A 26,505-nucleotide genomic window follows, 5' to 3' on the forward strand; every position below is an offset into this window, starting at 1 on the left:
AAAGGAACCAAACACATGGACCGCACTTTCGCCGCTGATATTCAAGCGCGTATTGATAACAAAACCAAACCAGTTGGATCGTTAGGGCTGCTTGAGAAAGTCGCCTTGGAACTGGCACTGATACAAAGCCAAGATCAAAGCGCAGCGGTAGAACAAATCACAATTCGTCAGCCAACCATGCTGGTATTCGCTGGTGACCATGGTGTAGCCGAAGAGGGCGTAAGCATTGCACCTAGCGCCGTCACACAGCAAATGGTCGCTAACTTTCTCGCTGGCGGCGCGGCAATCAACTGTTTTTGCGAGCTTAACCAAATTCAATTCAAAGTGATCGATTGTGGCATGTTGTCACCGATAGATACGCTGGTACCGGACTTTAAATCGCATCCGAACTTGATAGAGAAACGCTTGGGTAATGGTACTGCGAACTTTTCCAAACAAACCGCGATGTCTTTAGAACAAGTGGCGCTTGGTTTGGAATATGGCGCGAAGGTGGCAGAGCAAGCCATTTTGTCGGGTTCCAACCTGCTTATGTTCGGAGAGATGGGGATAGGCAACACAAGTTCTGCGTCGGCATTGTTAACCGCACTTAGCCCACTGGAAGTAGATCACTGTGTTGGATTGGGTACTGGCATCAATCAAGAGCAGTTAAACCGTAAGATTAGAGCCGTTGCCCACGGTGTGGCGCGTTGCCATGAACTCAGCACGAAAGAAGTGTTAGCCCAAGTGGGTGGCTTTGAAATTGTGCAAATGGTGGGGGCATTTTTAGAAGCAAAACGCCAGAAAACACCAGTATTGGTCGACGGCTTTATTGTTTCAGTTGCAGCATACATTGCCACGCTGCTTGACGAAGAGACGCGCGATTTCATGTTGTTTGCTCATTGTTCTGAGGAAGCCGGGCATAAGTTTGTTCTGGAGTATTTGCAAGCAGAGCCTTTATTGGACCTTGGTTTGCGTTTAGGTGAAGGAACGGGTGCAGCGCTGGCTTTACCTTTAGTGAAAGCGGCAGCTCAGTTTTACAACAACATGGCGAGCTTTGAGAGCGCTGGAGTAACAGTTTAGTGTCGGAAGCACCTCATGAAGCAAAAACAGGTAATTGGCGTTATCAATGGGAGCTGTTCCTGTTAGCGGTGAGTTTCTTTAGCCGTTTACCTGTTCCTGCAAATTTGCCATACAGTGAAGCTCGCATGAACCAAGCCGGGCGCTACTTCGCGCTGGTTGGTGTTGTATTGGGCCTACTGTGCGCTGCGACTTTTTGGCTGTTGAGTTTGGTTTTTCCTGCTTCCGTCTCTATCGTTTTAACCATGGTATTTAGTCTGCTGCTGACAGGGGCATTTCATGAAGATGGTTTAACCGACATGGCGGATGGTATCGGCGGTGGAATGACCGTCGAGCGACGACTGTCTATCATGAAAGACAGCCGTATTGGTACTTATGGCGCTGCAACTTTGGTTATGGCACTGCTGGCGAAGTTTGTCTTTTGGGGCGAGCTGGCTCAGGAGCCACAATTTTTGCTAGTGATTGTAGTTGCATACACCGCCAGCCGTGCTTTGGCGGCTACGCTTATCTACGACATGCCGTATGTCAGTGACAGCGACACTTCCAAAAGCAAGCCCCTTGCCAACAAACAGTCGTCATTAGAAGTGGCGATCCTACTGTTCACCGGTGGGCTTGTTACTATGTTTCTTGGCGTTACTCAGGCCGCCGTTATTGTGCTGGTCTTAGCGGTATTTCGCTATGGTTTTAAACGATGGCTGACCAAAAGAATTGGTGGATTTACCGGCGATTGCTTAGGGGCAGCTCAACAGTTATCTGAGTTGCTGGTTTATCTCACTCTCATTGCCTTTTATCACACATTATGAAGCAACTAATATTAGGTGGAGCACGCTCCGGAAAATCCAAGTTAGCAGAACAAACCGCGAGACAGGTTGCTGACGCTCAACACGCTTGCTTGCATTACGTCGCGACGGCCTTGCCGTTTGATGATGAGATGCGTGATCGCATTCGTCACCATCAAAAGCAACGCGGAGAAGGGTGGCAGGAACACGAATGTCCGCTGCATCTTGCTGATTTGCTATTAAGCTTTAATCACGATGATGTCGTTTTGATTGATTGCCTGACACTGTGGCTGAACAACTGGATTTTCGAACTGGGCGACGAATGCTCAAATGAGAAGTTAGAAGCAGAAGTTCATAAACTAGTAGAAGCGGTGTCTCACTCGCAAGCGACGTTGATCTTTGTCTCTAATGAAGTCGGGATGGGTATCGTTCCACTTGGCGCGATTAGCCGCTATTTCGTCGATAATGCCGGCCGAATGAACCAACAACTTGCGCAAGTGTGCCAGCGAGTTTCATTTGTTGCTGCTGGCTTACCACTCGTACTCAAAGCATAGGGCTTAACATCATGGAAACGCTTAATATCTATCTCATGCGTCACGGTAAAGTGGATGCCGCACCTGGGTTGCACGGTCAGTCGGATTTAAAGGTAAAAGAGTCCGAGCAGCAAGACATTGCTCAGGCTTGGAAAGAGCAGGGACGTGAAGTCAGCGGTATTATTACGTCTACACTTTCCCGTTGCAGCGACGTGGCAGAAATCATCGGCGAGCAGCAAATGCTTCCTGTGAGCGAAAATTCTGAACTAAGAGAAATGAATTTTGGCGATTTCGATGGTGTGCCGTTTGACATGCTGAACGACAATTGGAAAAAACTAGAGTCCTTCTGGCAATCTCCGTCACAACACACCTTACCCAATGCTGAGAGCCTTAACGCATTTTCACAGCGTGTAACTAGTGCCTGGTCTCAAATTATCAATGATATCAATGACAACCTGCTGATTGTCACGCATGGTGGCGTTATTAGAATGATTCTCGCTCATATATTAGACGTTGACTGGCGCAACCCGCGTTGGTATTCGACGTTAGCGATCAGTAATGCGTCAATCACACATATAACAATCACTATTGATGACCAAATCTACGCCTCCGTTCGTTCGATAGGTGTACCTTTGATTGAGCATAGATAGTAAAAGTCACGGAAGAGGCCAATTTTATTCCCTAAAACAATTCAAATAGGGAAGGGTTGGCCAGATTACATAAAAAGGAAAGATAAATGACCACTCCAAGTTGGGACTTATCCATCGTATATCAGGATCTCGCTGATCAGCGAATTCAAGATGACATTGCTTTAGTAGAGCAATGTATTGAACTTCTCAATAAGCAGTCATTGGATTGCCAGAATGTTGAAGTGATGCAAAACGCCATTTTAACCAACGAGGCAGCAAATCGCTTAGCACGTACGATTTTTAATTTCGCTAATTGCTATTCATCTGTTGATTCAAGCAACGCGGAAGCAAAAGCGTTGTTAGGGCGTATGACCCGTATTTTTTCTGAGTTATCGCAAGCATTCAGTGCGTTTGAGTTAACGCTAACACACGCGGATGATGATTTTATTGCGCGTGTTTTGAACCATAAAAATACCGATGTGAGTGGTCAGGCGTTCACCATCGAGAACTTGAGAAACCTGGCTGATACTCGTCTAAGTACAGAAGAAGAAAAGCTGTTGGCGGCGATGAGTGTGGATGGCAAGTCTGCATGGGGTAAGCTGTACGACAACTTGACTGGTTCATTGAAAGTAACCTTGAACTACGATGATGGAAGCAGTGAAGAGCTTGGCTTCTCTCAGGCAGCCAGCATTCTTTATGGGTCTGAATTTAACCGACAAGAAGCGGCGTGGCGCGGTGTACAGACCGCGATGGCAACACATCAAGAGTCCTTTGCTGCCATTCTCAACGCGCTTGCTGGTTGGCGTCTGACTGAAAACAAAAAGCGTTCGACAAAGCGTGAAGTCCATTTCCTCGATCCAAGTTTGCATGGCAGCCGTATTCAAGCGGAAACACTGGATGCGATGATGGCTGTAGCAAAACAAAGTCGCGTTATCGGCCAAAAAGCGGGTTTACTGATGGCTCAGGTGCATGGTTTAGATGAGATGAAACCGTGGAATCACCTTGCTGCTATGCCTGCCCTGAGTGGTGACGCTAAAGTCTACGATTTTGACGAAGCCATCGATGTGATTTGTGAAGCATTTGAAACGGTAAACCCTGACATGTCAGAGTTTGTTCGAATGATGGTCAAGAATGGCTGGATAGACGCGAAGCCAAACGCAAAAAAACGCTTAGGCGCTTACTGCACTAAGTTACCTGCAACGCGCACTCCATTGGTGTTCATGACTTGGAGTGGCAGTCGCTCCGACTTGATGACGCTAGCACATGAATTAGGTCATGCATTCCATAACTGGGTTATCCGTGATTTACCGCTTTGTCAGACGTATTACCCAATGACGCTGGCCGAAACCGCTTCAATTTTTGCGGAAAACATCGTTCGCGATCATCTGATTTCAAAAGCTGAAAGTGTCGATGAAAAGCTGGAAATGCTATGGGAAGAGCTCTCTTCTGCACTTGCGCTGATGGTAAATATTCCTGTTCGTTACGAATTTGAAAAAGCATTCTATGAACGCCGCCAAAACGGTGAACTGACTGCGCAAGAGTTTTGTGAGTTGATGTCTGAAACCTGGAAAGATTGGTATGGTGATGTGATGAGCGAAGCCGATCCGTATTTCTGGGCGAGCAAATTACATTTCTCAATTTCAGGTGTGAGCTTTTACAACTACCCATACCTGTTTGGTTTCCTCTTCAGTAAAGGTATTTATGCTCAGCGTGAATCAAAGGGCGGCAGCTTTTACACCGATTACATTAACTTGCTTCGCGATACAGGCAATATGACCGCTGAAGAAGTCGTTGATAAGCACTTGTCGATGGATCTAACGAAACCTGATTTTTGGCAGCAGAGTGTAGCTTTGGTTCAGCAGAAGGTCGATGAGTTTGAGCAGCTGCTTAATCAAAGAGCCCAGACAGCATAGTATTGTGATGGTGCATGAGCTCGACGCGAAAAATATCGTGAAATCATAATGATCTTAATCAGGGCTGTGTTAAAGTTCACAGCCTTATACCCAAGTGACTTGAGATGCCATTTGCACTAGGTTACTTGGGTATAACAATTTGTAATTGATTAACAAATAAGCGGTTTGTTGCTTGGTTTGAGTGTATGGCTCGAAACGGTATTGGATTTTCGTTGAAAATGTCGATTTCTACTCATAAGTGGGATCGCAGCAACAAAAATTCTTTGTACAATTTATTAACATACCCGCCGTGCAATTAAGGAGTAACGCATGACGAAGTCTTTCTTTCGCCAATCGTTTTTAGCTGATACGTTAGATATGCATATTGATGTAGAACCAGCAGAGCTGGCGCTATCTAATGGAGTGACACTAAAACTCTATCAGCGTGGTGTGCTAGAAGTGGTCCCTGAGAACTACACTCAGGAGACGAAAAACATCATTATCTCAACAGGTATTCACGGCGACGAAACGGCACCGATGGAACTGGTCGACTCAATGATTAAAGACATTGAATCCGGTTTTATGCAGGTTGATGCCCGTTGTCTATTCATCATCGCTCACCCTGAGTCTACCTTGGCGCATACGCGTTTTCTTGAGGAAAACCTCAACCGCTTATTCGATGATAAAGGTCATACGCCAACCAAAGAGTTGGCTATTGCAGATTTACTGAAGTTGCACGTCTGTGACTTCTTTAAAGGTACTGACCCAGAAACGCGCTGGCATCTTGACTTACACTGTGCAATTCGTGGTTCTAAACACTACACGTTTGCTGTGAGTCCTAAGACACGCCATCCGGTTCGAAGCCAAGCTCTAATGGAGTTTTTGGATAGTGGCCACATTGAAGCGGTTCTATTATCAAACTCTCCGGCGAGTACATTCAGCTGGTACAGTGCAGAAAACTTTAGCGCGCAAGCTCTGACAATGGAGCTTGGACGTGTTGCTCGAATTGGTGAGAATGATTTAGATAAGCTGACGGCGTTTGATTTAGCGCTTCGCAATTTAGTTTCAGGTACCAAAGCTGAGCATTTGCCTAAGCCATGTATTAAATATCGTGTTAGCCGTACTATTGTGCGTTTACACGATGACTTCGACTTCATGTTTGACGATGATGTAGAAAACTTTACGTCGTTTGTTCATGGTGAAGTGTTCGGTCACGACGGTGATAAGCCATTGATGGCTAAGAATGATAACGAAGCCATTGTATTTCCAAACCGTAAGGTTGCCATTGGTCAGCGCGCAGCTTTAATGGTCTGCGAAGTGAAAACCCGCTTTGAAGACGGCGAATTGGTATACGATTAAAGCAAAGCTTTCAGGCGCATAACGCGAAATATTAGGTGTAACGCTTCGAAGTCGTTGCAATTTACCGAGGCTTAACTGTAAGGTTAGGCCTCGTTTGTTTTTATCGGCTATTATGGATTTTCAACAACTTATCCTGAACAAGGAGCGTCGCTGGCAGCGCAATCTTTTGATTATGTCCGCCGTGCTCATATTACTCTCTGCCATTCACCTGATGGTCGGAGAGATTTTCCTTTCTCCTTTTCAATCGCTTTCCGCATTCGAGCACAAATTATTAGTGGATTTACGCTTACCAAGATTGCTGTCTGCCGCCATTATTGGCGCTGCGCTTGCTGTCTCTGGTGCAACACTTCAAGTGCTGTTAGGAAACGTTCTCGCTGAACCGGGTGTGCTTGGTATTTCCGGTGGCGCTAGCCTCGCCATGGTATTGGTGATGTTTGCGATTCCTACTTTGCCGACGCCGCTGATCTTTATGCTGGCCGCCATCGCGGGTTCGATGTTGTTTACCTTAATCTTGGTTTCTATTGCAAGAGTGATGCACCTGACAACTGCACGCTTGTTGTTGGTTGGTGTGGCGTTGGGAATATTCTCTAGTGCAATTGTTACTTGGGCATTCTATTTCAGCGATGATCTCAGCCTTCGCCAGTTAATGTATTGGCTGATGGGGAGCATTGGTGGGGCGAGTTGGTATCAGCATTCCGTAACATTAGTGATGTTGCCTGTTTTGATTTGGCTGTGCTGTAAGGGCAAGCCGCTCGATAAGCTGATGTTAGGTGAAATCCACGCCACTCAGCTCGGCATCGATGTTCATCAAATGCGCTGGAAATTGATATTAGCGATTTCAATCCTTGTCGGTGGTTCGGTCGCTCTTGGAGGGATAATCAGCTTTGTTGGATTAGTTGTGCCTCATCTGCTGCGTTTAGCATTTGGTACAGAAAATCGATACTTGCTGCCGCTGTCTGCGATAGCGGGTGCTGCGTTGTTGGTGTTTGCTGATATCGGTGCGAGATTATTACTCGACTCTGCTGAACTGCCACTGGGCGTTATGACCACATCGATTGGTGCGCCTATTTTCATTTGGATGCTGGTGAAGAGTCATGATGCACGTTAAGCATATTGCGGTAGGAAACCGACTATTACCATTGTCGTTTGAATGTAACGCAGGGGAGATCGTGCATGTCGTCGGCCCAAATGGCTCGGGGAAAAGTACCTTGTTAGCCGCGATTTCCGGCACGCTTACCAGCCACGATTCTGTGAGTGGTGAAGTGAGCGTTAATAGCGGGGATTTACTCACTATGCCGTTGTCTGAGCAGGCTTACCTGAGAGGGTATTTATGTCAGCAATCCAGACCAGTATTTAACGTCGATGTATTTCAGTATCTCGCGCTGTCTTTACCTAGTGGGGTGAAGATCAGTGACGGCAAAGTGCGCGACGCGGTAAACGCAGTAATTGAGCTTGTTCAGTTACAGGATAAGTTACACCGTAGCATTCAGACGCTTTCTGGTGGTGAATGGCAGCGTGTGAGACTGGCCGGTGTCTGTTTGCAGGTTTGGCGCAGTATCAACCCGTATTCGCAGCTACTGATTTTGGATGAGCCTGCTGCTCCGTTAGATATCGCCCAAGAGGGGCTGCTCTATCAGCTGATTGCAGAAGTCTCAGCTCAGGGTGTTGGTGTGTTGGTCGCGAACCATGATTTAAACCGAACTCTGAGGCATGCTGATAAAGTGCTGTTGCTGAGTAATGGCGTGTTGCACTCATCAGGCAAAGCTGAGGATGTATTAACAGAAGAGGGGCTGGGAGAGGTTTTCAACACTCAGGTAAGAAGGGTGATGGTTGAAGAGAAACCGTATCTGCTTTTCGAATAGGTTTTCCTATTCACTCTTAGCTTTCAAGCAATAAAAAACGACCTACTCGGGTCGTTTTTTCGATGTGATTTTTGTCGCTGTTTATTGCGTCAGTGGCTTAAGGTCCGCCGGACGGTAGTAAACCGATTTTAGAACTTTGCCTTTACGTACCGTTTTGCCTTCAGATACAAAGTCTTCTGCACATTTGGCGATGATGTACTCGCCCTGATGTACCGCCATCAGTTTGATGCCTTGTTCTGCGTAGAATGCTTCTGTTTCTGTGTATTCTTTTTCGTTGCGGCACACTTTGCTCATGTTGCTTGAGTGCACTTCGTCCCAGCAAGGAATAAAGTCGATACCACGGTTTACCGCAACGTTCAGTAGCAGGTCAATCAGGTAACTGATCGCCAGATTGTCTTCCACTTTGCTGTTACCAAGGTGTACAAGACGACCCATAAGAACGTAAACGCTGTCTACGATTGCGTCTGCTTGTTCTGTTTTACAATCTGCTTCTGCCAGCTCAGTCAGCTCTTCGATCGCCAAAGATGTGTGCAGCGTATCCGCTTGCGCATCCAGACTCGCTTCGTCTGCGACTGGAAGATCGAACGTGCTACGGAACTCGGTGATGTCACGGTATAAGTGATCAAAAATCTCTTGGGTTAGCTTTGACAGTTGCATTCTGATATCCATTGAATCGATTGAAGCGGTCATGATAACAAACCGCTCTTTATTCCCCAAGAGACAAGAGTCTAACTGACTATTAAATCTGCCGCTTGGAGTGAAGTAAGGTGCCGCTCTGAACGTTATAAGCCGTAACTTATCGAAATAAATACGGGAACAAAGTTTTGCGCTCTTCCTCTGAAAGGGCAGAAACACGCGCGATGTTGGTATCTGGGATTGACTCAGGATCAGGGTAGTGTTTCAACACCTTTTCCATGCTCTCTTCACGAATAAGATGGAAGATAGGATAAGGCGAGCGGTTCGTCAGGTTCTCGTCGTCTTCTGGCTCTGCACCACCAAAACAGTAATCTGGATGGAACGTAGCCACCTGGAAAATACCTTCCCAATCTTGCTGCTTGATTAAGCCTTCAACCCAATCAATAAACAAGTTGTAGTCCCAGAAATCGTCGAGCATATTTGGAACAACGACTAAGGTCGTTTCCAGCTTCTCTGGCTCTGTGTTACTTAGTTCAATTAACTGCAACAAAATATCTTCCAGCAAGGCTTCTTCTTGAGACGCCTCACTAACGAAGATTTTAATTTGTTTATTACGTTGCGGTTTGGCTGCAAACGGGCATAAATTCAGTCCGATAACGACATCATTCAGCCATTGATCCACTTGTTGGGTGATCGCGTTTACATCTGTAGTTTGGTTTGTTGGTGTTGAGCGCGTTGACATACGATTTTTAAATCATTTTGAAAGTGGCGCAAGCATAGCAGATATACTAGGCTCTGTTGACCCTAATTAACTTCTTCTCAAGCTGGCTACTTCTTCACTTTCCTTTGTGTCGTGTGTCTGTGTGATGCGTTTGAGATAAGCTATCGCGCTAAACATCGCTAGATAGACAACGCTACCGCCGATAAGCACTGTAGACCATCCGCCATGTTGCCAGCAGTAAAGCAGTAAGAATCCACCAAGACTGCCGCCCACATAGTAATGCACCAGGTATAGAGCCGTTGCCGTCGCTTTCGCGGTTGTCGCTTTTTGGCCAACCCACCCGTAAGCCAAAGTGTGGGTGAAGAAGGCTCCAAAGCTAATCAGAAGCAAGCCGAACAGCATAGCAGCCACACTTTCAATCGCCGCGAACCACATGCCGCTCATGCTGAGAATGGCACCTAAGAACATCCCCAAAATAGATGAGTAACGTTTACTCCAGTGGCCAGCACAACGGGATGAGAACGTACCACCTAAATAACAAACGAAGATAAGTGATGCCAAGCCGACCGGAATGTTGTGCGGCTCACTAACCAATCTGAAACCCATTACGGAATACAGGTTAACGAATAGTGCGAAATTAAGGCCACCAATCAACATGGCGAACCATATACGCTGGTTTTTGAAGTGACCTAAGATAGCGCGGTTTTGTTGTCTCAATCCACTCGAAGAAGGGGTGAAGTTACGTTGTTTTGGTAGCAAATAATGTACGCAAATTACGCCTAACAGGGTCACTACCATTATGGCTTCAATCGCTACATCCACACTGAAATTGTCAGCCAATAAGCCGCCACTAATACGTCCCACAATTCCACCTAATGAGTTGGCTGCAATATAGGTACCTATCGCCATGGAGAAGGCGTGCTTATCGAGTTCTTCTGCCATATAGGCGACCGCTACGGCAGCAAAAGCGGCCAATGCAACACCAATAAGGGCGCGGCAGATAACCAAAAACAGGAATGAATCACCAAGTAGCATCAGTGCAGACAGAATCGGGATAGCGAATAAGCCAGCCATCATGACCGGTTTTCGCCCGATGGTTTCAGACAATACTGCCATTGGTACGAGGCTGAAAGAGAGCGCCAACGTGGAGGAGGCAAACAACCAGTTCACCTGCGTTTCAGAAATGGCAAACAACTGAGCAAAGGTCGGCAACATAGGCTGCAACTGATATAAGTTAGAGAAGACTAAGAATGAACCCAGTGCAAGAGCGAGCGTGATTCGTTTGTATTCTGGCGTGCCGAAGATGACCATGTGTCCTGCCTGATGCGAGAGCGCAATATAAAGAAACTGTGATCAATCTATCAGCTAATCGTAAATTAAAAAAATATATTAAAAATATGGATACCATATATTTTTGATCTAGTGGAATCAAAGCAACTGAAACATTTCCTTGCTGTAGCTGAGCAAGGCAACATCACCCATGCCGCGAAGGTGCTGAACATTGCTCAGCCTGCCTTGAGTATCTCTATTAAAAAATTCGAGCAGTCTCTGGGAGTCACACTGTTTCGGCGAGAAGATAAGAAGATTAGCCTAACCCAAGAGGGCGAAACCTTGTTGGTTCACGCGAAGCGGGTCATTCAGCAATTGCACGATGCACAGCTCGCGATTAATGAACTGAAAGGGTTAGCTAAAGGTGAAGTGCGCTTGGGTACGCCGTCGATGATGGGAAGCTATTTTTTCCCACGTATCGTCATGGCGTTTAAGAGCCGGTTCCCGGATTTGAAATTAACGCTGGTGGAAGCGGGTACGCATTCAATAAGAAGTATGTTGCTTGATGGACGGTTAGATATCGGGGTGATTAGTTGTGACAATGTACCCGACGATCTCGAGACCGATCATCTGTTTACCAGCCAGATGGTTGCCGTTGTCGCGCCAGAGCACGAGTTAGCACAGCGTGAATCACTCACCTTTGATGAGTTTTTTGAACACGAATTGGTGATGTTCCAGCGCGGCTATTTCCATCGTGAGTTTTTAGACCAGGTCAGCGAGGAGCACGGCTTTACCATGAAGTCGTCATTTGAAACCAACTTATTGCCATTGATCCTCAGCATCGTAAAGCATGAGTTTGCGATTACGTCGTTACTCGAACTGGTCACTCAGCATGAAAAAGATGTGGTGGGGATTCCGTTTAATCCGCCAGTTACGCTCGATCTGGCGCTAGCATGGCGGAAAGACGGTTATTTATCGATTGCAGACAGAACGTTTATTGATTTCGTTAAACGTTATTTGTAGTCAGACCCTAGTCACCTTTATACATCTTTTCAAAGTTTTTGGGATTCCAGCCAATCATCAACTGGTCGCCAATTTTCAGGACTGGAAGTGAGCGGGCACCCAGCGCATCCAGCTCTTTACGGCCACGTTGCATTTTTGCGTTGCAAAGGCGATAAGTGATGTTTTTTGAGTCCAGATAACGTTGAGCATCTTTGCAGTGGGGGCATTTATCTTTGACGTAAAGAACGACACGTTTCATTGAATTTCTCTCCATTATCTTTGGGATGCGAAGTTTAACGGCCTTTATCGACAATTGAAAGGCGAAATCTATTGTCAAAGCGAGGGTGAAAGTGCTGATTATCTCAGGTATATTTAGCGCCTTTCCCTTGTCATAGCAGACTTTATACCATGCATCCGTCACTTCGATACATTCAGGGTTACCCTCCACACATTGTTGAGCAAGTTAGCTCGCTGGTAGACAGCGGTAAACTGGTTCCTTGGTTTGAAAAGCGCTATCCAGAACGTCATCAAATTAAAAGTGAAAAGGCGCTGTATGAGTACGCTATAGCGATAAAAAATCGTTACATGAAGAAAGCAGCACCTATCAGTAAAGTGGTCTACGATAAGAAAATTCACTTGATTAATAATGCGCTAGGGCTGCACAGCGTGATCAGTCGTAATCATGGTGGCAAGCTCAAATCGAAGAACGAGATTCGCATTGCGAATGTTTTTAAAGAAGCTCCAGAGCCACTACTGAGAATGCTGGTGGTTCATGAACTGGCTCATACGCGAGAGAAAAACCACGATAAAGCGTTTTACCAACTGTGCTGTTATATGGAACCCGAGTATCACCAGTTAGAGTTTGATGCCCGTCTGTTTATGATTTACCTCGATTTAAAAGCGAATTCGAATGAAGAACAATAACCACACCGCTAAGCCAGAAAATTCTAAAAAAAATGCCAAGCCAAAGCAGAGTAGAGGCGATGCAAAAGGCGAAAAGCGTGTGAAGCAAAAAACCTCTGCTAAAGCAAAATCGCCAGTGGCAACGAACAGCGATGTGGACTTCATTAAAGTAGCTAAAAGTGGATTACACGAACGTAACCAGCATCGTGGCCGCTATGACTTTAAAAAATTAACGGCAAGTGAGCCTGGGCTAAAAGCTTTTGTGATTAAAAATCCGAACGGGGAAGACTCGATAAACTTCTCTGATCCAAAAGCGGTCAAAATGCTCAATAAAGCCTTGTTAGCCGCGCATTACGATATTGAATTCTGGGATATCCCTGAACACTATCTTTGCCCACCAATTCCAGGACGTGCGGATTACATTCACCGTGTCGCTGAGTTACTCGATGGGGAAGTGAAAGGTAAATACCCGCATCACGATGTGCGAGCGTTGGACATTGGTGTTGGTGCAAACTGTATCTACCCAATTGTTGGAGTGACAGAATACGGATGGCACTATACTGGAAGCGACGTTGATCCTAAGTCAATTGAATCGGCTCAGGCAATCGTCGATGGCAATGTGTCACTAAATGGCAGAATCGAACTGGTTCGCCAGATGAGCCAGGCAAACATCTATCGCGGGGTAATTCAGCCGAATGAGCGTTACGATGTCACAACTTGTAATCCACCATTTCACCGTTCGGCAGAAGAAGCCGCGATGGGAAGTCAACGTAAAGTGGACAACCTTAGAGCTAACCAACGTAAGAAAGGCGTGAAACCAGAGCGTGTAAACTCGGCAAAACCAACGCTTAACTTTGGTGGTCAAAACGCAGAGCTTTGGTGCGAAGGCGGGGAAGCGGCGTTTATCCGTAAAATGGCTAACGAAAGCCAAGCCTTCAGCGCCCAAGTGCTCTGGTTTACTACGCTGATTTCGAAAAAAGAGAATGTTCGCCCTATGCGCAAACAGCTTGAGAAATTGGGCGTAAAAGCCATTCGTGTGGTAGAGATGAGCCAAGGACAAAAAATCAGCCGTTTTATTGCCTGGTCGTATATGGATAAAGAGCAGCGAAAGGCGTGGCGAGCGCTTAAGTAGCCAAATAAACAATGTAGCTCACCTAAATCTTTCAATCTGTCAGTTCTTTATTTACTCTGCAATCAGAGCTGACAGATTCTACTTAGTTGTTCCCAGCGCATACTCCATTTTTGCTTCAAGCCTACAACATCACTTTCTATTTTGACGAACTTTCAGGGCGTTACTACTATTCAATAAACTCCCTTATATGAGTGAATAAACATGAAGGTAGGAATTGTTAGAGAATACTCTTCAACGGATAAAGTTGAAGAAGACGAATGTGTTGTCATGTTAGGAAAGGCAGAGTTAGTCGCCGGTGAAATCCGCATAAGTGGTAGCGGTGAAAGAGATCCAACCTCCAAACATGATGGGTACGCTTTGACGGGGTATGTCATGCTTCACCCTTCCGAATTTCAAAAGGTGGTCGATATGGCGCTTGCAGCTGGCGTGATCACGATAAATGTTGCGGATAATAAATAGATGGATATTTAAAATGTGAGATTTAAGGTTTCGCCTTATCTTTATTTGCCCACTACCTCTTTCCACCCGTCAGCTCTAATTTACTTCGGTATTTAGAACTGACGGACTACTTTATTTCAGCCATCCCTCTGTCATTTCGCATTAACACTCCCTCATTAGCGGATTATGTGACTTTCCCGAACAAAAAGTTCCCCAAATGGCTGCGTCACATCGAAAGTCCAGAATAATGCAATATTGTATAGCTAAATTCGTAGTGTCGATCGCTAACTTACTGATTATCCTTTGAAGTGCTCAAAAAAAGACGACATCATATTTGACAGTAAATGCAGGCTTGGTGACGTCTAAATAGCGTTAGGCAAATAGATGAGAAGTGGATGCGTAAATTAAAGTCGTTGTTAACTAGTGCATCCCCAATGGTTATTGATAGTGTTGGCGATTTATCGCTCAAGGGATTTTGTGTGGGCACTAATGCAATTTTGCATTCTAAATGGTCTCTATATTTTTGGTTATTATTGTTAGCTATGCAATCGTACTCTTTTACCAATGATCTTGCCGATGGATTTACATTGGAGGCACTATCTGACCCATTACTGCCTTTATTCTTTATTCTTTATTCTTCAGCATGAGAAGATTATGAGTAAATTAAATGTAACGTTGGTAACGATATTATGCTGGTTGATAACAGCAATACTTGCTTATAACTTAGTGATTAAGCTATCTAACCTCACTTAATGTTTAATAATTTACCATACAAGAGTTTAAGGCAGCGTTCCCAACGCTTGGCATTTTCAGTTCAAGTCAGCTTTTGTGTTTACGGTGCAATGCTTTGGGTGAGGTGGTAGCGCTGCTCACTACTTAACGCGGCGTTCGCTATATTTTTGAGGTAGTAATGAGAGCAGTAAAAATATTCATAGTCATCTTATCAATTCAATGCGTTTACGCTGTTGCAGGAGAGCTGAAGCTTCCTGATTGCCCTAACTCTCCTAAATTGGAGACGGAAATTTATTTTTACATTGATGAAAATGTGCTTGATGAGTACTCAAAAAAATTTGTTGACTCTAAAATTAATACTTGGGTGGAATATTCAAATCTTACGCTGGAGAATTCATGTATCCCAATAACAAGAAAAGTTACAAAAGTAGAGTACCTTTCGCATATAGATAGCACATGGTTTCAACATGTTGATGTCGCCAAAGATCTTCTGAAATATCATTCGGCATATGAAATTCCTGAAACCAACAGCTCTGGTGTTCCAATTTTTAAGGCAATTTTGTTTTCAAATGCTGCTGACAGCTTTAAGTCGCAATGGTGTGGAGTTGCATCGGCGAGTGCCAACTATTTTGTAATTGGTCTGAATTGCTACGATAGTGTGATGGAGCATGAAATAGGTCATTTAAGTGGTGCAAATCACGATATGAAAACAGTACTTGAGGAGAATCCAAAATTTAATGTGGACTCTTTTGTAAAGAATACCTTCCCTCATAAAAATGAGCGGTATAGCTTTGGTGCTACGTGCTCAAACAGAGGTACAGTAATGTCTTATGAAAAAGACATAATTCCTGCATATTCGAGTCCAGATATTAGTGTTGGTGGCGAAGTTTGTGGTGATCAGCTCTCAGCCAATAATGCACAAGTTTTGCGTAACTTTGCAAAAAAATATGCATCTAACTAGAAACATAGCTAATAAAGCGTTCAAGAGGGATTCCCAACGCTTGGCATTCTCAGCTCAGGATTGGGTCATGTGTTTACGTCGCAATGGTTATGGTCAGGTTACTGCGTTGCTCACACCGTAATGTGGCGTTATGTGCTTTGGAGAAAATATGGAAGATGGAGACCTATTAAAGATTGATAGGTATTTGGGAATTGAGTTAGTTAAAGATGCTGTATTTTTTGGCGCGCTTTATGCGATTTCTAGGGAGTTTGGCCTATTTCTGCTTATATGTTTCGTTCTATCATCTGTTTTTCTAGTTTTTGATAAACGAAAGTATCTTCAATTTATCTTTAAAAATCTTTCTGTCAATACAACTCGCGGGATTATTTTTTGGGATGGACATGGTTGTGATGTTGAGATTTCAGGTTTTAGCATATGGTCATATTTAGAACTGACTTACATGGAGGGTATGAATAGACGCATGGTTAGAATTCCATGTACTGTATTTAGCTCTACTGAATGGCAACAACTGGTTAAGTATCGCACCTAACAAATAATTTAAAAGCGATTCGGCACACGCGGTATTTTTACTATGCGTTGGCTTGAGCGATTAAGGTGTTTTACGGCGGATCGGTATTCGTCGTTCACCCATTAATAGGGCGTGAAGTTGTCCAGTAAATTTGATTGTCTAGAGTTTAAAAATGATACGAAAGTACAACAAAAATGACTTAGATTCAGTTCTTGAAATTTGGCTTAACGCTTCAGTTCAAGCCCATAATTTCGTTTCAGCTGAGTTCTGGGAATCTCAACTCGATAACATGCGTAATATCTATATCCCATCCTCAGAGACCTACGTTTATGAAGTTGAGTCTAAAGTAATTGGTTTTTATGCGTTGTATGAAAATAACTTGGCTGCCATATTTGTTGCTCCCGAACGTCAAGGTGAAGGCATTGGTAAGCAGTTGTTGAGCCATGCTAAAGCGCAGAGAACGGTATTAAGTCTGTCCGTATACAAGGAAAACCAAGCTAGTTGTCAGTTTTATTTGTCTCAGGGGTTCAAAGTGGTCAGCGAACAACTAGATGAGCATACTGGACACCCAGAACTCACAATGTGTTTGAGCACAAAAAAAGCGTTTAACGATTAGCAACGCTTGGCGCTTTTGGTTTGAATCTACGTTAGTGGTTATCGCACAGTTGATTAGGTAGCGTGGAGGCGTTGTTTACCCGTTAAAGCGGCGTTATATCTCAATAAGGTAGTTCGATGAAGTTCATGTTATTTGTTTTGGGAATAGTAGTATCAACGAGTGTTTCAGCCCGAATTGAAGGTCCAATATGTGAAGAAGTATCAGTGGAAAGTAACGCCGATTTGGCGAAAGGGTTTGGGATGTCGAAACCAGACTCGGTCATCCAGAAGTGAAGGGTTGGGGGCTTGAATGTTTGGTACTCACGAGAGAGTACCAAAAAAGTCGTTGAAACAAACAGTAAGCTAGTCGTAATTAATGGCTCAGACATTCATGTTTCAGATACGGCAACGAATGTTGTTTCCATTGGTGACAAAGATGGTGATGGAGTATTCAACGCAATATCATACAGTTGTATTGAAGGTACTTGCGGCTCAGTTACCGATTATAACATTGATGGGCAACTAGATTTTCGTAGTCTAAACAAAGATTCGTCTGAAGCCGTACATATGAATGTGGGTGGGACATGGTACGAAAAAACGAGTTCGTATCCCAATTTAAAAGTTAAAGTCGGCTCAATGGAAGTGGCAGTGAAACCGAGTAGTCAGGGTTTTGTATTCCAGAAATAGAAATACTACAAGGAATTCAAGGCACAATGCTTTAAGTAGGGCGGTCTGTTGAATACAGCGTTATAGACCAGGAGGAAAAATGGAATACTTTCAGTACTATGGGATCGACTGGATTGCTATGGTGCTTACATTTCTCGCAATTTGGCAGATCGGGAATAAGAACAAAATCGGCTTCATTCTAATGATGTGCGGAAATACGAGTTGGGTCGCGGTTGGCTACCTTACAGGCAGTGTTGCCATGATTATTGCAAATATCATCTTTTTCTCAATGAACCTAAGAGCAATTATCAAGTGGTCAAAACCCGAGCAAGAATCGAAAGTTGGCGTGGTTGAACAGTAACTCGCAAACCAAAAAAGTACGCACATGATGAGGTACTTACGAGGCGTTTGGCTACAAGTAACATATAAGGAATTAAATGGAACAACTGCATGGCGGACGAGAAAATGCAATTTATCGCTTAGGGGACAAGGTGTCTCGCCCAAGTGGTAAATGGTCTGAAACCGTTCAAAAGTTGCTATTACATATCGCCAATAAAGGCTTTACTTCTGCCCCAAAACCTTTCGGCTTTGACAACAATGGCAATGAAATTCTGTCATATGTTGAGGGTGAGGTTTTCAACTATCCTCTCAAAGGAAATATCGCAACTGTAGAAGCTCTCGTTTCAGCTGGCCAACTATTACGTCAGTATCATGATGCATCTCGCTCATTTATATCAGAAAATTCAGCGGAAAATGTAACTTGGATGCTCCCATGTAGAGAACCGATGGAGGTTATCTGCCATGGTGACTATGCGCCATATAATGTTGCTTTGGTTGGTTCCAAAGTCGTAGGGGTAATTGACTTTGACACTGCTCACCCGGCTCCAAGGAATTGGGATATTGCTTACGCACTTTATTGTTGGGCTCCATTCAAAACAGATAAATATGATGCAATGGGGGATCTACATTCGCAGTCGATTAGGGCAAAGCAGTTTTGTGATGCTTATGGTTTGAGTAAAGCGGAACGAATTTCTCTTGTTACTGATATGTGCCACCGAATCCAAGCGTTGGTCGATCATATGCGGAATGAAGCGAGTAAAGGAAATGAAGCTTTTATCGCAAATATTAAAGATGGCCATCACTTGGCGTATTTAGCTGATATCAAATATTTGGAAAATAATTCACACCACATAACAGACGTATTGATGTGTGACGAATGCCTATAGCAAAGCGCATAAAATTGATTCGCAACGCGTGGCCTTTTTGCTTTGCGCTGCTCATCCCTCAACAGAATGTTAAAAAACTAGAGAGTTAAAATGAAAAATTGACGCAAGTTTATAGTGGTAGCTTCCCTCATAAGCGGAATGTGTGCCTTTCCCGTAACAAAAGTTCCTCAAATGGCTGCGTCACATCGAAAGTCCAGAATAATGCAATATTGTATCGCTAAATTCATAGTGTCGATCGCTAACTTACTGATTATACTTTGAAATGCTCAAAAAAAGACGACATCATAGTGGACAGAAAAAGACGCTTGGTGACGTCTGAAAAATGTGGGTTGTTAGTCAGAGAGGAGTAGTAGTGAGATGAAACAAATACTAGCTTCAGTGTTACTCATTTTCGGATTATGTTGGGACTCTCAGAGTAGTACTCTTGACCTACCAGAATGTCAAATGTCACGTACTCTAGAAACACCAATTACATTCTTTATCTCAGATTCAGTTCAAAAAGATTACGAGTCATTTGTCATCGAAGAACACATTCAACGATGGATAACGTTTTCGAATAGCGCTTTGAAAAACTCATGTATTCCTATAAAGCGGACGTTGGACAAAATTATCTATGCTCCCAAAATTCTTGGGGAAGAAGCGGAAGAATTTAGCGTAGTGCACGATTTTTTAGCGTATTACTACTCTAAAGAAGTTGAGCGGGTCAATGGCAGTAAAACGGGTTTTTATGGTCTGGTTTTCAAAAAAAACATCTCGCAATTTACAACCGATTGGTGTGGTGAAACTCGTCCATCAGTGTATCCTCAGTTTTTTACAATTGGACTTACATGTAAAGATCATGTGTTAGAACATGAGTTAGGTCATTTGGCGTGGGCAAGCCATGATATGGAAACGCTATCGAACCAAACTGGTGGAATGCCATTTGATCTTTCAAAACGACTCCCCTTAAGCTTAGCGAGTAAAATTACAAAGTATTCATATGGTTATATTTGTGGTGGCAAAGGTACCATCATGGCTTATGCGGATGAAACGCATCCTTTCTATTCATCACCAGAGATTAGTTATGAAAACATTGTTTGTGGCAATGCGGCTTATGCAGACAATGCCAGAGTTCTTCGTGAGTATGCCATCGGTCTCATGGGTGAATAAAATAGCTAACAGTGTTTAAAGCAGATTCGCAACGGATGGCACTTTATCTGCCTTTTCTTCTCCCTTAACAGAATGTTAAAAAACTAGAGAGTTAAAATGAAAAATTTACGCAAGTTTATAGTGGTAGCTTTACTTGTGGCTAGCCCAATTAGTGGTATGGCAGCTGATAAACAAGAAGTCGTCGATCGCTTACTAGAGGTGATGAAAGTTGAGAAACAGCTTTCCGGTGGCTTTGAAGCAATGACACCAGTCATCGAACAATTAGCGAATAACCTTCAGTTGAATGCAACTGAAAAAGAGGAACTCGTTAACATTTATAGAGATTGGTTCATCAATGATATTAATCGCCAAAACATCATCGTTGAGATGGGTGCACTTTATTCTCAAGCTTTCAGCCAACAAGAAATCGAATTAATGATTGAGTTTTACGCGACACCTGTAGGACAAAAACTTGTAGAAAAATCGCCGGCATTAATGCAAGCAGGCGCTCAACTAGGCATGCAAGAAGCTGAGCGTGCTCAACCCAAACTTATTGAGACACTGACTCCTTTCTTAGAAAAGCACCAAATACAGTAGACGCTATGTGTTTAAGACAACAATGAGGATCAAATGAGTATTTTTCCAAAATTAAGGCAGCCAGAGGGCAGTTTGTATTGTGGTCCTTATTGTGTGGTTGCATGTTTAGCAGCTTTGGGGAGACTGCCTTTTACATCGTCTATTGAATTACGAAGATATGTACCAGAAGAAGTTGTATTCACAGGGTCTTCAATAGAAATAAACGATTCATACGACTTAACCAGCCTTGCACTAGAGCTCTACAAAGTCACCGGGATCATTACACCCGGAGAGAATCCAGATTATATAGAACACTCGGGATACAACTCTCTAGGCGCAATGCTTTATGTTCTTGGTCAATTTGGCTTGCAATGTAAAGTTGTCATTCGTGACGATGAAACAAACCAATACTTGCGTAAAGTGTTTCCTGTCGAATTCCAGCTGATGGAAAAATTACAGGTTCCGGTGAGCATTCTGGATATGGAGGAATCTACCCCAAATAAAACGATGCTTATATCCGTCATTTCGGTGGATGATTCATTGCATTACATTCTCAATAGTGCCCAAGGCGAGTGGTTCGACTCAGGCGTTGATGATGTGACGAACTCCAAATGGGATTTCATTGAAAATTGGCACTCTTCAAGCGATAAGAGAAAGGGGGCGTCTTGGCTAGGGGTATCCATTCAAATTTCGTATTAAACGCGAAATAGCAACCAAACTGGATGTCTTCTCAAGTGATAATTTATTGCTAGATATCGCTCACTATTGCGATATCTAGCAATATTTAATCAACGCCAATTTACCGAGTTTTAACTAACTGGCCTTCATCGTTCTGACGAATGGTACGCCGTCGTTGTCATGATGAACATTCGCTTCCACTTGATAGATGTCTTTCACTAACTCTGTGGTTAAGACGTCTTTTGGCGAGCCTACGCTAACCAATTCCCCCTGTTTTATTACCAATAGATTATCGGCGTACTGCGCGGCGAGGTTGAGATCATGCAATACCATGATGCTCACGTAATTCTCGGCTCGGGTTTGAGTCACAAGGTGATCGAGCAAAACATGTTGGTGGTGAAGATCAAGCGCGCTGACGGGTTCATCAAGCAGCATAATTTGTGGGTTACGCATGATGGCTTGCGCGAACAAGATCATTTGACGCTGACCACCACTTAAAGAGCTTACGTTCCGGTTCGCTAAATGCGCCATGCCAATACTGTTTAGTATTTGTAAGCCTTCACCAAGTAATTTGTCATCGATGCGCAGGCTTAAACTGTCTAAACGTCCCATCAGTACAACCTCAAGAACGGTCAAACTAACCTGTAAGCCGATGTCCTGTGGCATGTAACCAAACTTGGCTCGCCATGAGGAGAGGGACTTGCTATCTAGCTCGTCACCGTAATGAGAAATGGAACCACTGGCCAGATTAACATCTCCAAAAATGGCTTTGAGTAGCGTACTTTTACCCGCGCCATTTGGACCAAGAACGGCGGTTACCTGACCCGGTTCCAATGTGAAATTGAAGTTCTTGGCAAGGGTAAGTGACTCAATCTGAATATTTACATTATTTGCTACCAGCATCATTAACCTCGCTTCGCCAAAATCAACCAGAAAAAGAAAGGTACGCCGATGATCGCCGTAACGATACCGATCGGGAATAGTGCCCCTGGAACGATGATCTTTGACAGTACTGAAGCGCCAGAAAGTAAGAACGCACCAATCAAGAAGGAGAGTGGTAAGAAGAAGCGCTGATCTTCTCCCACCATAGATTTAGCCATGTTTGGCGCGACAATGCCTACGAATCCGATTATCCCAACGAAACTGGTGACAGTAGCGGTGATGACCGCGACAATAAACAGCGTTTTCATGCGTAAGCGAGTGATGTTCACGCCGACGCTTTTCGCTCGCTCTTCACCCAGTCGTAGGGCGGTCAGCTTCCATGCGTCTTTAAGTAATAATATCCCGCCGACGAAGACAACTGCAGAGGTAATCGCGACTGTATTCCAGGTTGCTTTCGTTAAGCTACCAAACAGCCAAAACAGGATCTGCTGGCTAAGCTCTGGAGAGGAGACAAACTGCACCAGAGATAAGAGTGACTGGAATAAGAACAGTAGGGCAATACCCGCCAGAATGAGTTGTCCCGAGCTAATATGACGAGCTGATGCTAACGAGAATAGAAAACACGCTGAAAGCATACAGCATAAGAATGCTCCCATCGGCACCGCGTAATAGCTGCTTAAACCGAAGGACCCCATATAAAGAGTAATCGCCGCGCCAAAACCAGCCGCTGCCGCCATACCCAAGGTGTACGGACTGGCCATTGTATTATTGAGTAAGGTTTGCATCTCTGCGCCGCCCATACCAAGCGCGCCGCCAACAACAATCGCCATTATCGCGATTGGCAGTCGCAACTCAGTCACAATGATCTGGGTGGATGGCGCAACCTGATAGGGCAAGCCGATGAACTCAAACAGAGAGTGGAGTACTTTGGTTGCATCCAGTAAAGAGGGGCCTGTCATGATATCAAGGATGAAGGTCGTCAGGATGAGTAAGCCAAAAGCTCCGATCACCAAGATTCGACGTTTTTCACTCTTACGTTGTTGCTGAATAAGTTGTTCTAAAACTGCAGATTGCACGACTTACTACCTAATTATTATTTATTTTACGACCAGTAGAGGGGCCTACAGAGCTCGTGAGAAGGTGGCGATATTAGCACTAATGATAGTTAGTTGCATTATCGTTAACAAAAGAATTAATATACGCCACGAGGGTGGAAGTGTCTCTGCCTGACTCATGGAATAAAAAGGAACCTTCTTGATGTTGAAACACTTATTCGCACTTGCTGCTGTTTGCGTTAGCACGTTGTCTTTTGCCGAACAAACTACCGTTACAGATGTACTAGGGCGTGAAATTACGTTTGATTCGCCGGCGAAAAGAGTGGTAGTGGGATTCTACCCAGAAGATTACATGGCGATCGGTACCGAAGCGGCATATGACAACGTTGTAGGCATGTCAAAGTACATTTGGCAGGCACGTTCAGCAAGTTGGCAGGCGTATGTGGCGCATCGACCATCATTGGATAATATCCCTGAGATTGGCCGTGTCGATACCAATGCGTTTTCCGTTGAGAAGGTAATAAGCCTGAGCCCAGATGTGGTAATGCTTGCGGATTGGCAGTTCAAAGCACTGGAGTCAGACGTTGAGCGCATGAAGAGCGCAGGTATTGCCGTTATCGTGGTGGACTACAACGCTCAAACGGTAGAGCGTCATGTTCAGACGACTAAGCTGATTGGTGAAATCACCGGCCAGCAAGAGCGTGCAGAGACTATCGCGAATGAATACAAACAGAACGTTGAGATGATCAGCGATCGTTTAGCCAAAGCCAATCTGGATAAACCGAAAGTTTACACCGAATACGGTGCGTCTGGTGTCAATGAGGTTGGCTACACATTCGGTAAAAACATGTGGGGCGCTATTGCGACAATGGCGGGTGGCGACAACATTTCTGCACCGTTTGTTGAATGGTGGGGCAAACTGAACCCAGAACAGATCATTGCAGCAAACCCTGACGTTATCGTAATGACTGGCTACGAGTCTGGCAGTGCGGATGATTCGATGATCATGGGCGAAGGTGTTGACGAAGCATTGGCAAAAGAGCGATTAGCGGGCTTTAAAAATCGTATTGGTTGGTCTTCAATTTCTGCGGTGAAAAACAACCGTATGTATGCAGCTTACCACGGTGCTTGCCGCACGATCATCGACGGCGCGTTGATCCAGTTTTATGCCAAAATCATGTACCCAGATGTGTTTAGTGACTTAAACCCTGAAGCGGCTTACGACAACTTTTATCAGAAGTACCTGCCGATCAAACCAGCTGGCACTTTTATGACCGAGCTTTAATCTAAAGCCTTAATATTTAATAAGCCGAAATGAGTCACTCTTGATTCACTTCGGCTTTTTATTTCCCGCCATTCATTGACTACGCGCTATTCATTGACTAACAGTAGCTAGGCGATTAAGTTTTTGAGTTAGCTTATTTTTTAAAACTTAGCGGCTCTTGATTGAAATACCTGCCAGGTCAAAACGAGCCATTAACGGCTTTTCATGCCCCTGATACCAGCTCGCCGGCATATTTGGCTTGAGCTTTGCGTGCTCTTGTTTACTCACCACCACATAGTGCAAAAACGTGTCTAATGTTTTCGCCATAGCGTCGAAAGACATTTCTCCATCTTTGTATAGCGTTTTAAGCAAACCAACGACTGCGTCTTCCGGAACCAGCGGGTCAATCACACTGTTTTTTCGAGCTTGAACTGAGCTTGATGCAGATAATTCATTACGCGCGGTTTCCCAACACGGCTTATTCGTTTTACTAACGAGGTTGTGTTTGTAGCAGTAAAAACTAAACAGGAAACGAGGGATGTTGTGCCAGCGTTCTGCCTGAACTTCCAGCCAAATGTGTTGAAGCTCGATATCAGCGTCGGTCATAGAGTTTTACGAAGTTATCAAAAGTAGCGCATTTTAGCGTGGGGCGATGGTATTCGTCCATAAAACGCCGCTTTTGAGCGATGTGAGTGTTTTGGATGCAGAATAAAAAAGGCTCTCGACGAAAGCGAGAGCCTTTGTATTCAACCAGTATCGCCAGTGAGAGGCGATATCTCTGTTTTCGATTATTTCACCAGGTAGTGCTTGATGAACTGAGTGATTTTCACCATATCGTCAACGGCGATGTACTCTTCCGTGGTATGCACTTTTGCCATCCCAGTAGAAAGGTTAACGGTTGTCAGGCCTTTCTTGTTGAAGTTGTTCGCATCGCTACCGCCACCCGTGCCTTTGGTAAACGCTTCGATGCCCATATCCGCGAATGCCGCTTTGATATCAGCAACGTGTGCATTGTCTTCTTCAATAACAAACGCATCGTATGCACGTTTAGATTCGATGTCGACTTCTGCACCGTGTTTTTCTGCAACAGACTCAAAGGTCGAGATCATGTGGTTGACTTGTGCTTCCAGTTTATCACCATTTAGCGAGCGCGCTTCAGCGACAATTTTTAGCTCAGGCATAACAATGTTGGTCGCCTGACCACCGTTTACCATACCGATGTTAGCCGTCGTTTCTTCGTCGATACGAAGGAGTTTCATCTGATTAATTGCATCTGCCGCAACCATGATTGCGCTGATGCCTTCTTCTGGCGCAAGACCTGCGTGCGCCGGGCGGCCTTTGATTGTCGCAACGATCTTTTGCTGGCCCGGAGCCGCTGTCACGATCGTTCCAATTGGGCCACCTGTATCAAGTACGATTGCCTCTTTTGACGTTACATGGGTCATGTCGAAGTACTCAGAGCCAAACAGACCACCTTCTTCATGCACAGTGAAAGCAAGTTCTAACGTTTTGTGCGCTAGATTTTCCGCTTGAATGCAACGTACAGCTTCCATAATTGCGGCGATACCGGATTTGTCGTCACCACCAAGGATTGTATTGCCTTTCGAGCGAATAATACCGTCTTCAATGATCGGTTCAATACCGATACCTGGCGTGACTGTATCCATGTGGCAACTCATCAGGATAGAGCCTTCTTTCTTGCCTTCCAAACGCGCATATACGTTGAAGCCATTTGAAATATGTTCTGGAACAGGAAGCTTTTGAACGGTAAAGCCTAACTCGCCCAATTGTTCAGCCAGCGTTTCTGCAATTTGTTTTTCATTCATCGATTCGCTGTCAATGCGAACCAGTTGGCAGAAGTGGTCAACTAGACGTTCTTGATTGATTTGTGTCATTTGGAGGTCTCATCTTGTAGGGCGAGGGCGTAAACGGGGCAGTTAGAACACGTCCTCTAAACAGAGTCGTTGTTATTACATACTGGAGAGTGAGGGATACTGAGATGAATCAATAAAGTGGGGAGGCTG

At 44.5% G+C, this 26,505-nt stretch carries 31 protein-coding genes; 23 read left to right on the forward strand and 8 right to left on the reverse strand.

Translation table 11 applies throughout. From position 1 onward, the window contains the following. Positions 1 to 15 precede the first annotated feature (15 nt). The 8 genes from cobT to btuD all read left to right on the forward strand — a co-directional run bounded on the left by cobT (position 16) and on the right by btuD (position 8,110). Positions 16 to 1,059, forward strand: a complete 1,044-nt coding sequence (cobT, locus tag VER99_RS06315; protein ID WP_020333105.1) for a nicotinate-nucleotide--dimethylbenzimidazole phosphoribosyltransferase — start codon at positions 16 to 18, stop codon at positions 1,057 to 1,059. After that, positions 1,059 to 1,859, forward strand: coding sequence for an adenosylcobinamide-GDP ribazoletransferase (locus tag VER99_RS06320; RefSeq protein WP_020333106.1), 801 nt, complete (start codon positions 1,059 to 1,061; stop codon positions 1,857 to 1,859). The genes cobT and VER99_RS06320 overlap by 1 nt, the downstream gene beginning before the upstream one ends. After that, positions 1,856 to 2,389 (forward strand): bifunctional adenosylcobinamide kinase/adenosylcobinamide-phosphate guanylyltransferase, encoded by a 534-nt coding sequence (gene cobU, locus VER99_RS06325; protein WP_020333107.1) that lies wholly within the window; start codon positions 1,856 to 1,858, stop codon positions 2,387 to 2,389. The genes VER99_RS06320 and cobU overlap by 4 nt, the downstream gene beginning before the upstream one ends. Positions 2,390 to 2,400: 11 nt before the next feature. Continuing rightward, complete coding sequence (gene cobC / locus VER99_RS06330) at positions 2,401 to 3,018, forward strand: alpha-ribazole phosphatase (RefSeq protein WP_014231643.1); 618 nt, start codon at positions 2,401 to 2,403, stop codon at positions 3,016 to 3,018. An 86-nt stretch (positions 3,019 to 3,104) separates the two neighbouring features. Beyond that, a complete protein-coding gene (locus VER99_RS06335; RefSeq protein WP_020333108.1) occupies positions 3,105 to 4,910 on the forward strand; it encodes a M3 family oligoendopeptidase in 1,806 nt (601 codons plus the stop codon). A gap of 309 nt (positions 4,911 to 5,219) precedes the next feature. Then, positions 5,220 to 6,248 carry a succinylglutamate desuccinylase gene (locus VER99_RS06340; RefSeq protein WP_014231645.1) on the forward strand — a complete coding sequence of 343 codons (1,029 nt, stop codon included), beginning with the start codon at positions 5,220 to 5,222 and terminating at the stop codon, positions 6,246 to 6,248. 112 nt (positions 6,249 to 6,360) lie between these two features. Further along, positions 6,361 to 7,356, forward strand: coding sequence for a vitamin B12 ABC transporter permease BtuC (btuC, locus tag VER99_RS06345; protein ID WP_020333111.1), 996 nt, complete (start codon positions 6,361 to 6,363; stop codon positions 7,354 to 7,356). Beyond that, a complete protein-coding gene (gene btuD / locus VER99_RS06350) occupies positions 7,343 to 8,110 on the forward strand; it encodes a vitamin B12 ABC transporter ATP-binding protein BtuD (RefSeq protein ID WP_029791807.1) in 768 nt (255 codons plus the stop codon). The genes btuC and btuD overlap by 14 nt, the downstream gene beginning before the upstream one ends. Before the next feature lie 81 nt (positions 8,111 to 8,191). Here the strand turns inward: btuD and VER99_RS06355 are convergent, their stop codons facing one another. From VER99_RS06355 to VER99_RS06365, 3 genes are all read right to left on the reverse strand, one after another. Further along, positions 8,192 to 8,767, reverse strand: a complete 576-nt coding sequence (locus VER99_RS06355) for a nucleoside triphosphate pyrophosphohydrolase family protein (RefSeq protein ID WP_014231648.1) — start codon at positions 8,765 to 8,767, stop codon at positions 8,192 to 8,194. Between the two features lie 139 nt (positions 8,768 to 8,906). Beyond that, positions 8,907 to 9,488, reverse strand: a complete 582-nt coding sequence (locus VER99_RS06360) for a DUF1415 domain-containing protein (RefSeq protein WP_014231649.1) — start codon at positions 9,486 to 9,488, stop codon at positions 8,907 to 8,909. A 66-nt stretch (positions 9,489 to 9,554) separates the two neighbouring features. Then, positions 9,555 to 10,778, reverse strand: coding sequence for an MFS transporter (locus VER99_RS06365; RefSeq protein ID WP_020333116.1), 1,224 nt, complete (start codon positions 10,776 to 10,778; stop codon positions 9,555 to 9,557). Positions 10,779 to 10,889: 111 nt separating this feature from the next. On the opposite strand from VER99_RS06365, the gene VER99_RS06370 reads away from it, so the two are divergent. Beyond that, positions 10,890 to 11,759, forward strand: a complete 870-nt coding sequence (locus VER99_RS06370; protein WP_020333118.1) for a LysR family transcriptional regulator — start codon at positions 10,890 to 10,892, stop codon at positions 11,757 to 11,759. Positions 11,760 to 11,766: 7 nt separating this feature from the next. Here the strand turns inward: VER99_RS06370 and VER99_RS06375 are convergent, their stop codons facing one another. After that, on the reverse strand, positions 11,767 to 11,997 hold the full coding sequence (locus tag VER99_RS06375; RefSeq protein ID WP_014231652.1) for a glutaredoxin family protein: 231 nt from the start codon (positions 11,995 to 11,997) through the stop codon (positions 11,767 to 11,769). A 149-nt stretch (positions 11,998 to 12,146) separates the two neighbouring features. Between VER99_RS06375 and VER99_RS06380 the strand changes: the two genes are divergently transcribed. From VER99_RS06380 to VER99_RS06440, 13 genes are all read left to right on the forward strand, one after another. Further along, complete coding sequence (locus VER99_RS06380; protein ID WP_020333119.1) at positions 12,147 to 12,662, forward strand: M48 metallopeptidase family protein; 516 nt, start codon at positions 12,147 to 12,149, stop codon at positions 12,660 to 12,662. Next, positions 12,649 to 13,773: a 23S rRNA (adenine(1618)-N(6))-methyltransferase RlmF gene (gene rlmF, locus VER99_RS06385; RefSeq protein ID WP_020333120.1), complete on the forward strand. Its 1,125-nt coding sequence runs from the start codon at positions 12,649 to 12,651 to the stop codon at positions 13,771 to 13,773. The genes VER99_RS06380 and rlmF overlap by 14 nt, the downstream gene beginning before the upstream one ends. A gap of 201 nt (positions 13,774 to 13,974) precedes the next feature. After that, positions 13,975 to 14,232 (forward strand): hypothetical protein, encoded by a 258-nt coding sequence (locus tag VER99_RS06390; RefSeq protein WP_014231655.1) that lies wholly within the window; start codon positions 13,975 to 13,977, stop codon positions 14,230 to 14,232. A gap of 889 nt (positions 14,233 to 15,121) precedes the next feature. Next, complete coding sequence (locus VER99_RS06395; protein ID WP_020333121.1) at positions 15,122 to 15,904, forward strand: hypothetical protein; 783 nt, start codon at positions 15,122 to 15,124, stop codon at positions 15,902 to 15,904. Positions 15,905 to 16,052: 148 nt separating this feature from the next. Then, positions 16,053 to 16,433 (forward strand): hypothetical protein, encoded by a 381-nt coding sequence (locus tag VER99_RS06400; protein ID WP_020333122.1) that lies wholly within the window; start codon positions 16,053 to 16,055, stop codon positions 16,431 to 16,433. 151 nt (positions 16,434 to 16,584) lie between these two features. Continuing rightward, positions 16,585 to 17,028, forward strand: a complete 444-nt coding sequence (locus VER99_RS06405) for an N-acetyltransferase (RefSeq protein WP_020333123.1) — start codon at positions 16,585 to 16,587, stop codon at positions 17,026 to 17,028. A 116-nt stretch (positions 17,029 to 17,144) separates the two neighbouring features. Then, a complete protein-coding gene (locus tag VER99_RS06410) occupies positions 17,145 to 17,300 on the forward strand; it encodes a hypothetical protein (RefSeq protein ID WP_020333124.1) in 156 nt (51 codons plus the stop codon). 12 nt (positions 17,301 to 17,312) lie between these two features. Further along, entirely contained in the window at positions 17,313 to 17,693 is a 381-nt protein-coding gene (locus VER99_RS06415; RefSeq protein ID WP_020333125.1) for a hypothetical protein, read from the forward strand. Positions 17,694 to 17,772: 79 nt separating this feature from the next. Beyond that, entirely contained in the window at positions 17,773 to 18,033 is a 261-nt protein-coding gene (locus VER99_RS06420; protein WP_020333126.1) for a nicotinamide mononucleotide transporter, read from the forward strand. 76 nt (positions 18,034 to 18,109) lie between these two features. Next, positions 18,110 to 18,898, forward strand: a complete 789-nt coding sequence (locus tag VER99_RS06425) for a phosphotransferase enzyme family protein (protein WP_020333127.1) — start codon at positions 18,110 to 18,112, stop codon at positions 18,896 to 18,898. Positions 18,899 to 19,255: 357 nt separating this feature from the next. Next, positions 19,256 to 20,047, forward strand: a complete 792-nt coding sequence (locus VER99_RS06430) for a hypothetical protein (protein ID WP_020333128.1) — start codon at positions 19,256 to 19,258, stop codon at positions 20,045 to 20,047. 96 nt (positions 20,048 to 20,143) lie between these two features. Then, complete coding sequence (locus VER99_RS06435) at positions 20,144 to 20,623, forward strand: DUF2059 domain-containing protein (protein WP_020333129.1); 480 nt, start codon at positions 20,144 to 20,146, stop codon at positions 20,621 to 20,623. Between the two features lie 33 nt (positions 20,624 to 20,656). Further along, positions 20,657 to 21,301: a hypothetical protein gene (locus tag VER99_RS06440; protein ID WP_020333130.1), complete on the forward strand. Its 645-nt coding sequence runs from the start codon at positions 20,657 to 20,659 to the stop codon at positions 21,299 to 21,301. Positions 21,302 to 21,415: 114 nt separating this feature from the next. Here the strand turns inward: VER99_RS06440 and VER99_RS06445 are convergent, their stop codons facing one another. Both VER99_RS06445 and VER99_RS06450 read right to left on the reverse strand, forming a co-directional pair. Beyond that, the gene (locus VER99_RS06445; RefSeq protein WP_020333131.1) at positions 21,416 to 22,186 is read right to left on the reverse strand and encodes an ABC transporter ATP-binding protein; all 771 of its coding nucleotides are present in this window, start codon (positions 22,184 to 22,186) and stop codon (positions 21,416 to 21,418) included. Beyond that, positions 22,186 to 23,238, reverse strand: a complete 1,053-nt coding sequence (locus VER99_RS06450; RefSeq protein ID WP_020333135.1) for a FecCD family ABC transporter permease — start codon at positions 23,236 to 23,238, stop codon at positions 22,186 to 22,188. Before VER99_RS06450 ends, VER99_RS06445 begins: the two co-directional genes overlap by 1 nt. A 181-nt stretch (positions 23,239 to 23,419) precedes the next feature. On the opposite strand from VER99_RS06450, the gene VER99_RS06455 reads away from it, so the two are divergent. Beyond that, on the forward strand, positions 23,420 to 24,502 hold the full coding sequence (locus VER99_RS06455; protein WP_020333136.1) for an ABC transporter substrate-binding protein: 1,083 nt from the start codon (positions 23,420 to 23,422) through the stop codon (positions 24,500 to 24,502). A 147-nt stretch (positions 24,503 to 24,649) separates the two neighbouring features. Here VER99_RS06455 and VER99_RS06460 read toward each other — a convergent pair whose 3' ends face one another. Beyond that, positions 24,650 to 25,087: a hypothetical protein gene (locus tag VER99_RS06460; protein ID WP_020333137.1), complete on the reverse strand. Its 438-nt coding sequence runs from the start codon at positions 25,085 to 25,087 to the stop codon at positions 24,650 to 24,652. 182 nt (positions 25,088 to 25,269) lie between these two features. Then, positions 25,270 to 26,376 (reverse strand): M20/M25/M40 family metallo-hydrolase, encoded by a 1,107-nt coding sequence (locus tag VER99_RS06465; RefSeq protein WP_020333138.1) that lies wholly within the window; start codon positions 26,374 to 26,376, stop codon positions 25,270 to 25,272. Between the last annotated feature and the right edge of the window lie 129 nt (positions 26,377 to 26,505).

This window comes from Vibrio natriegens NBRC 15636 = ATCC 14048 = DSM 759 (assembly GCF_035621455.1).
In the GTDB taxonomy this organism is placed as follows: Bacteria; Pseudomonadota; Gammaproteobacteria; order Enterobacterales; family Vibrionaceae; genus Vibrio; species Vibrio natriegens.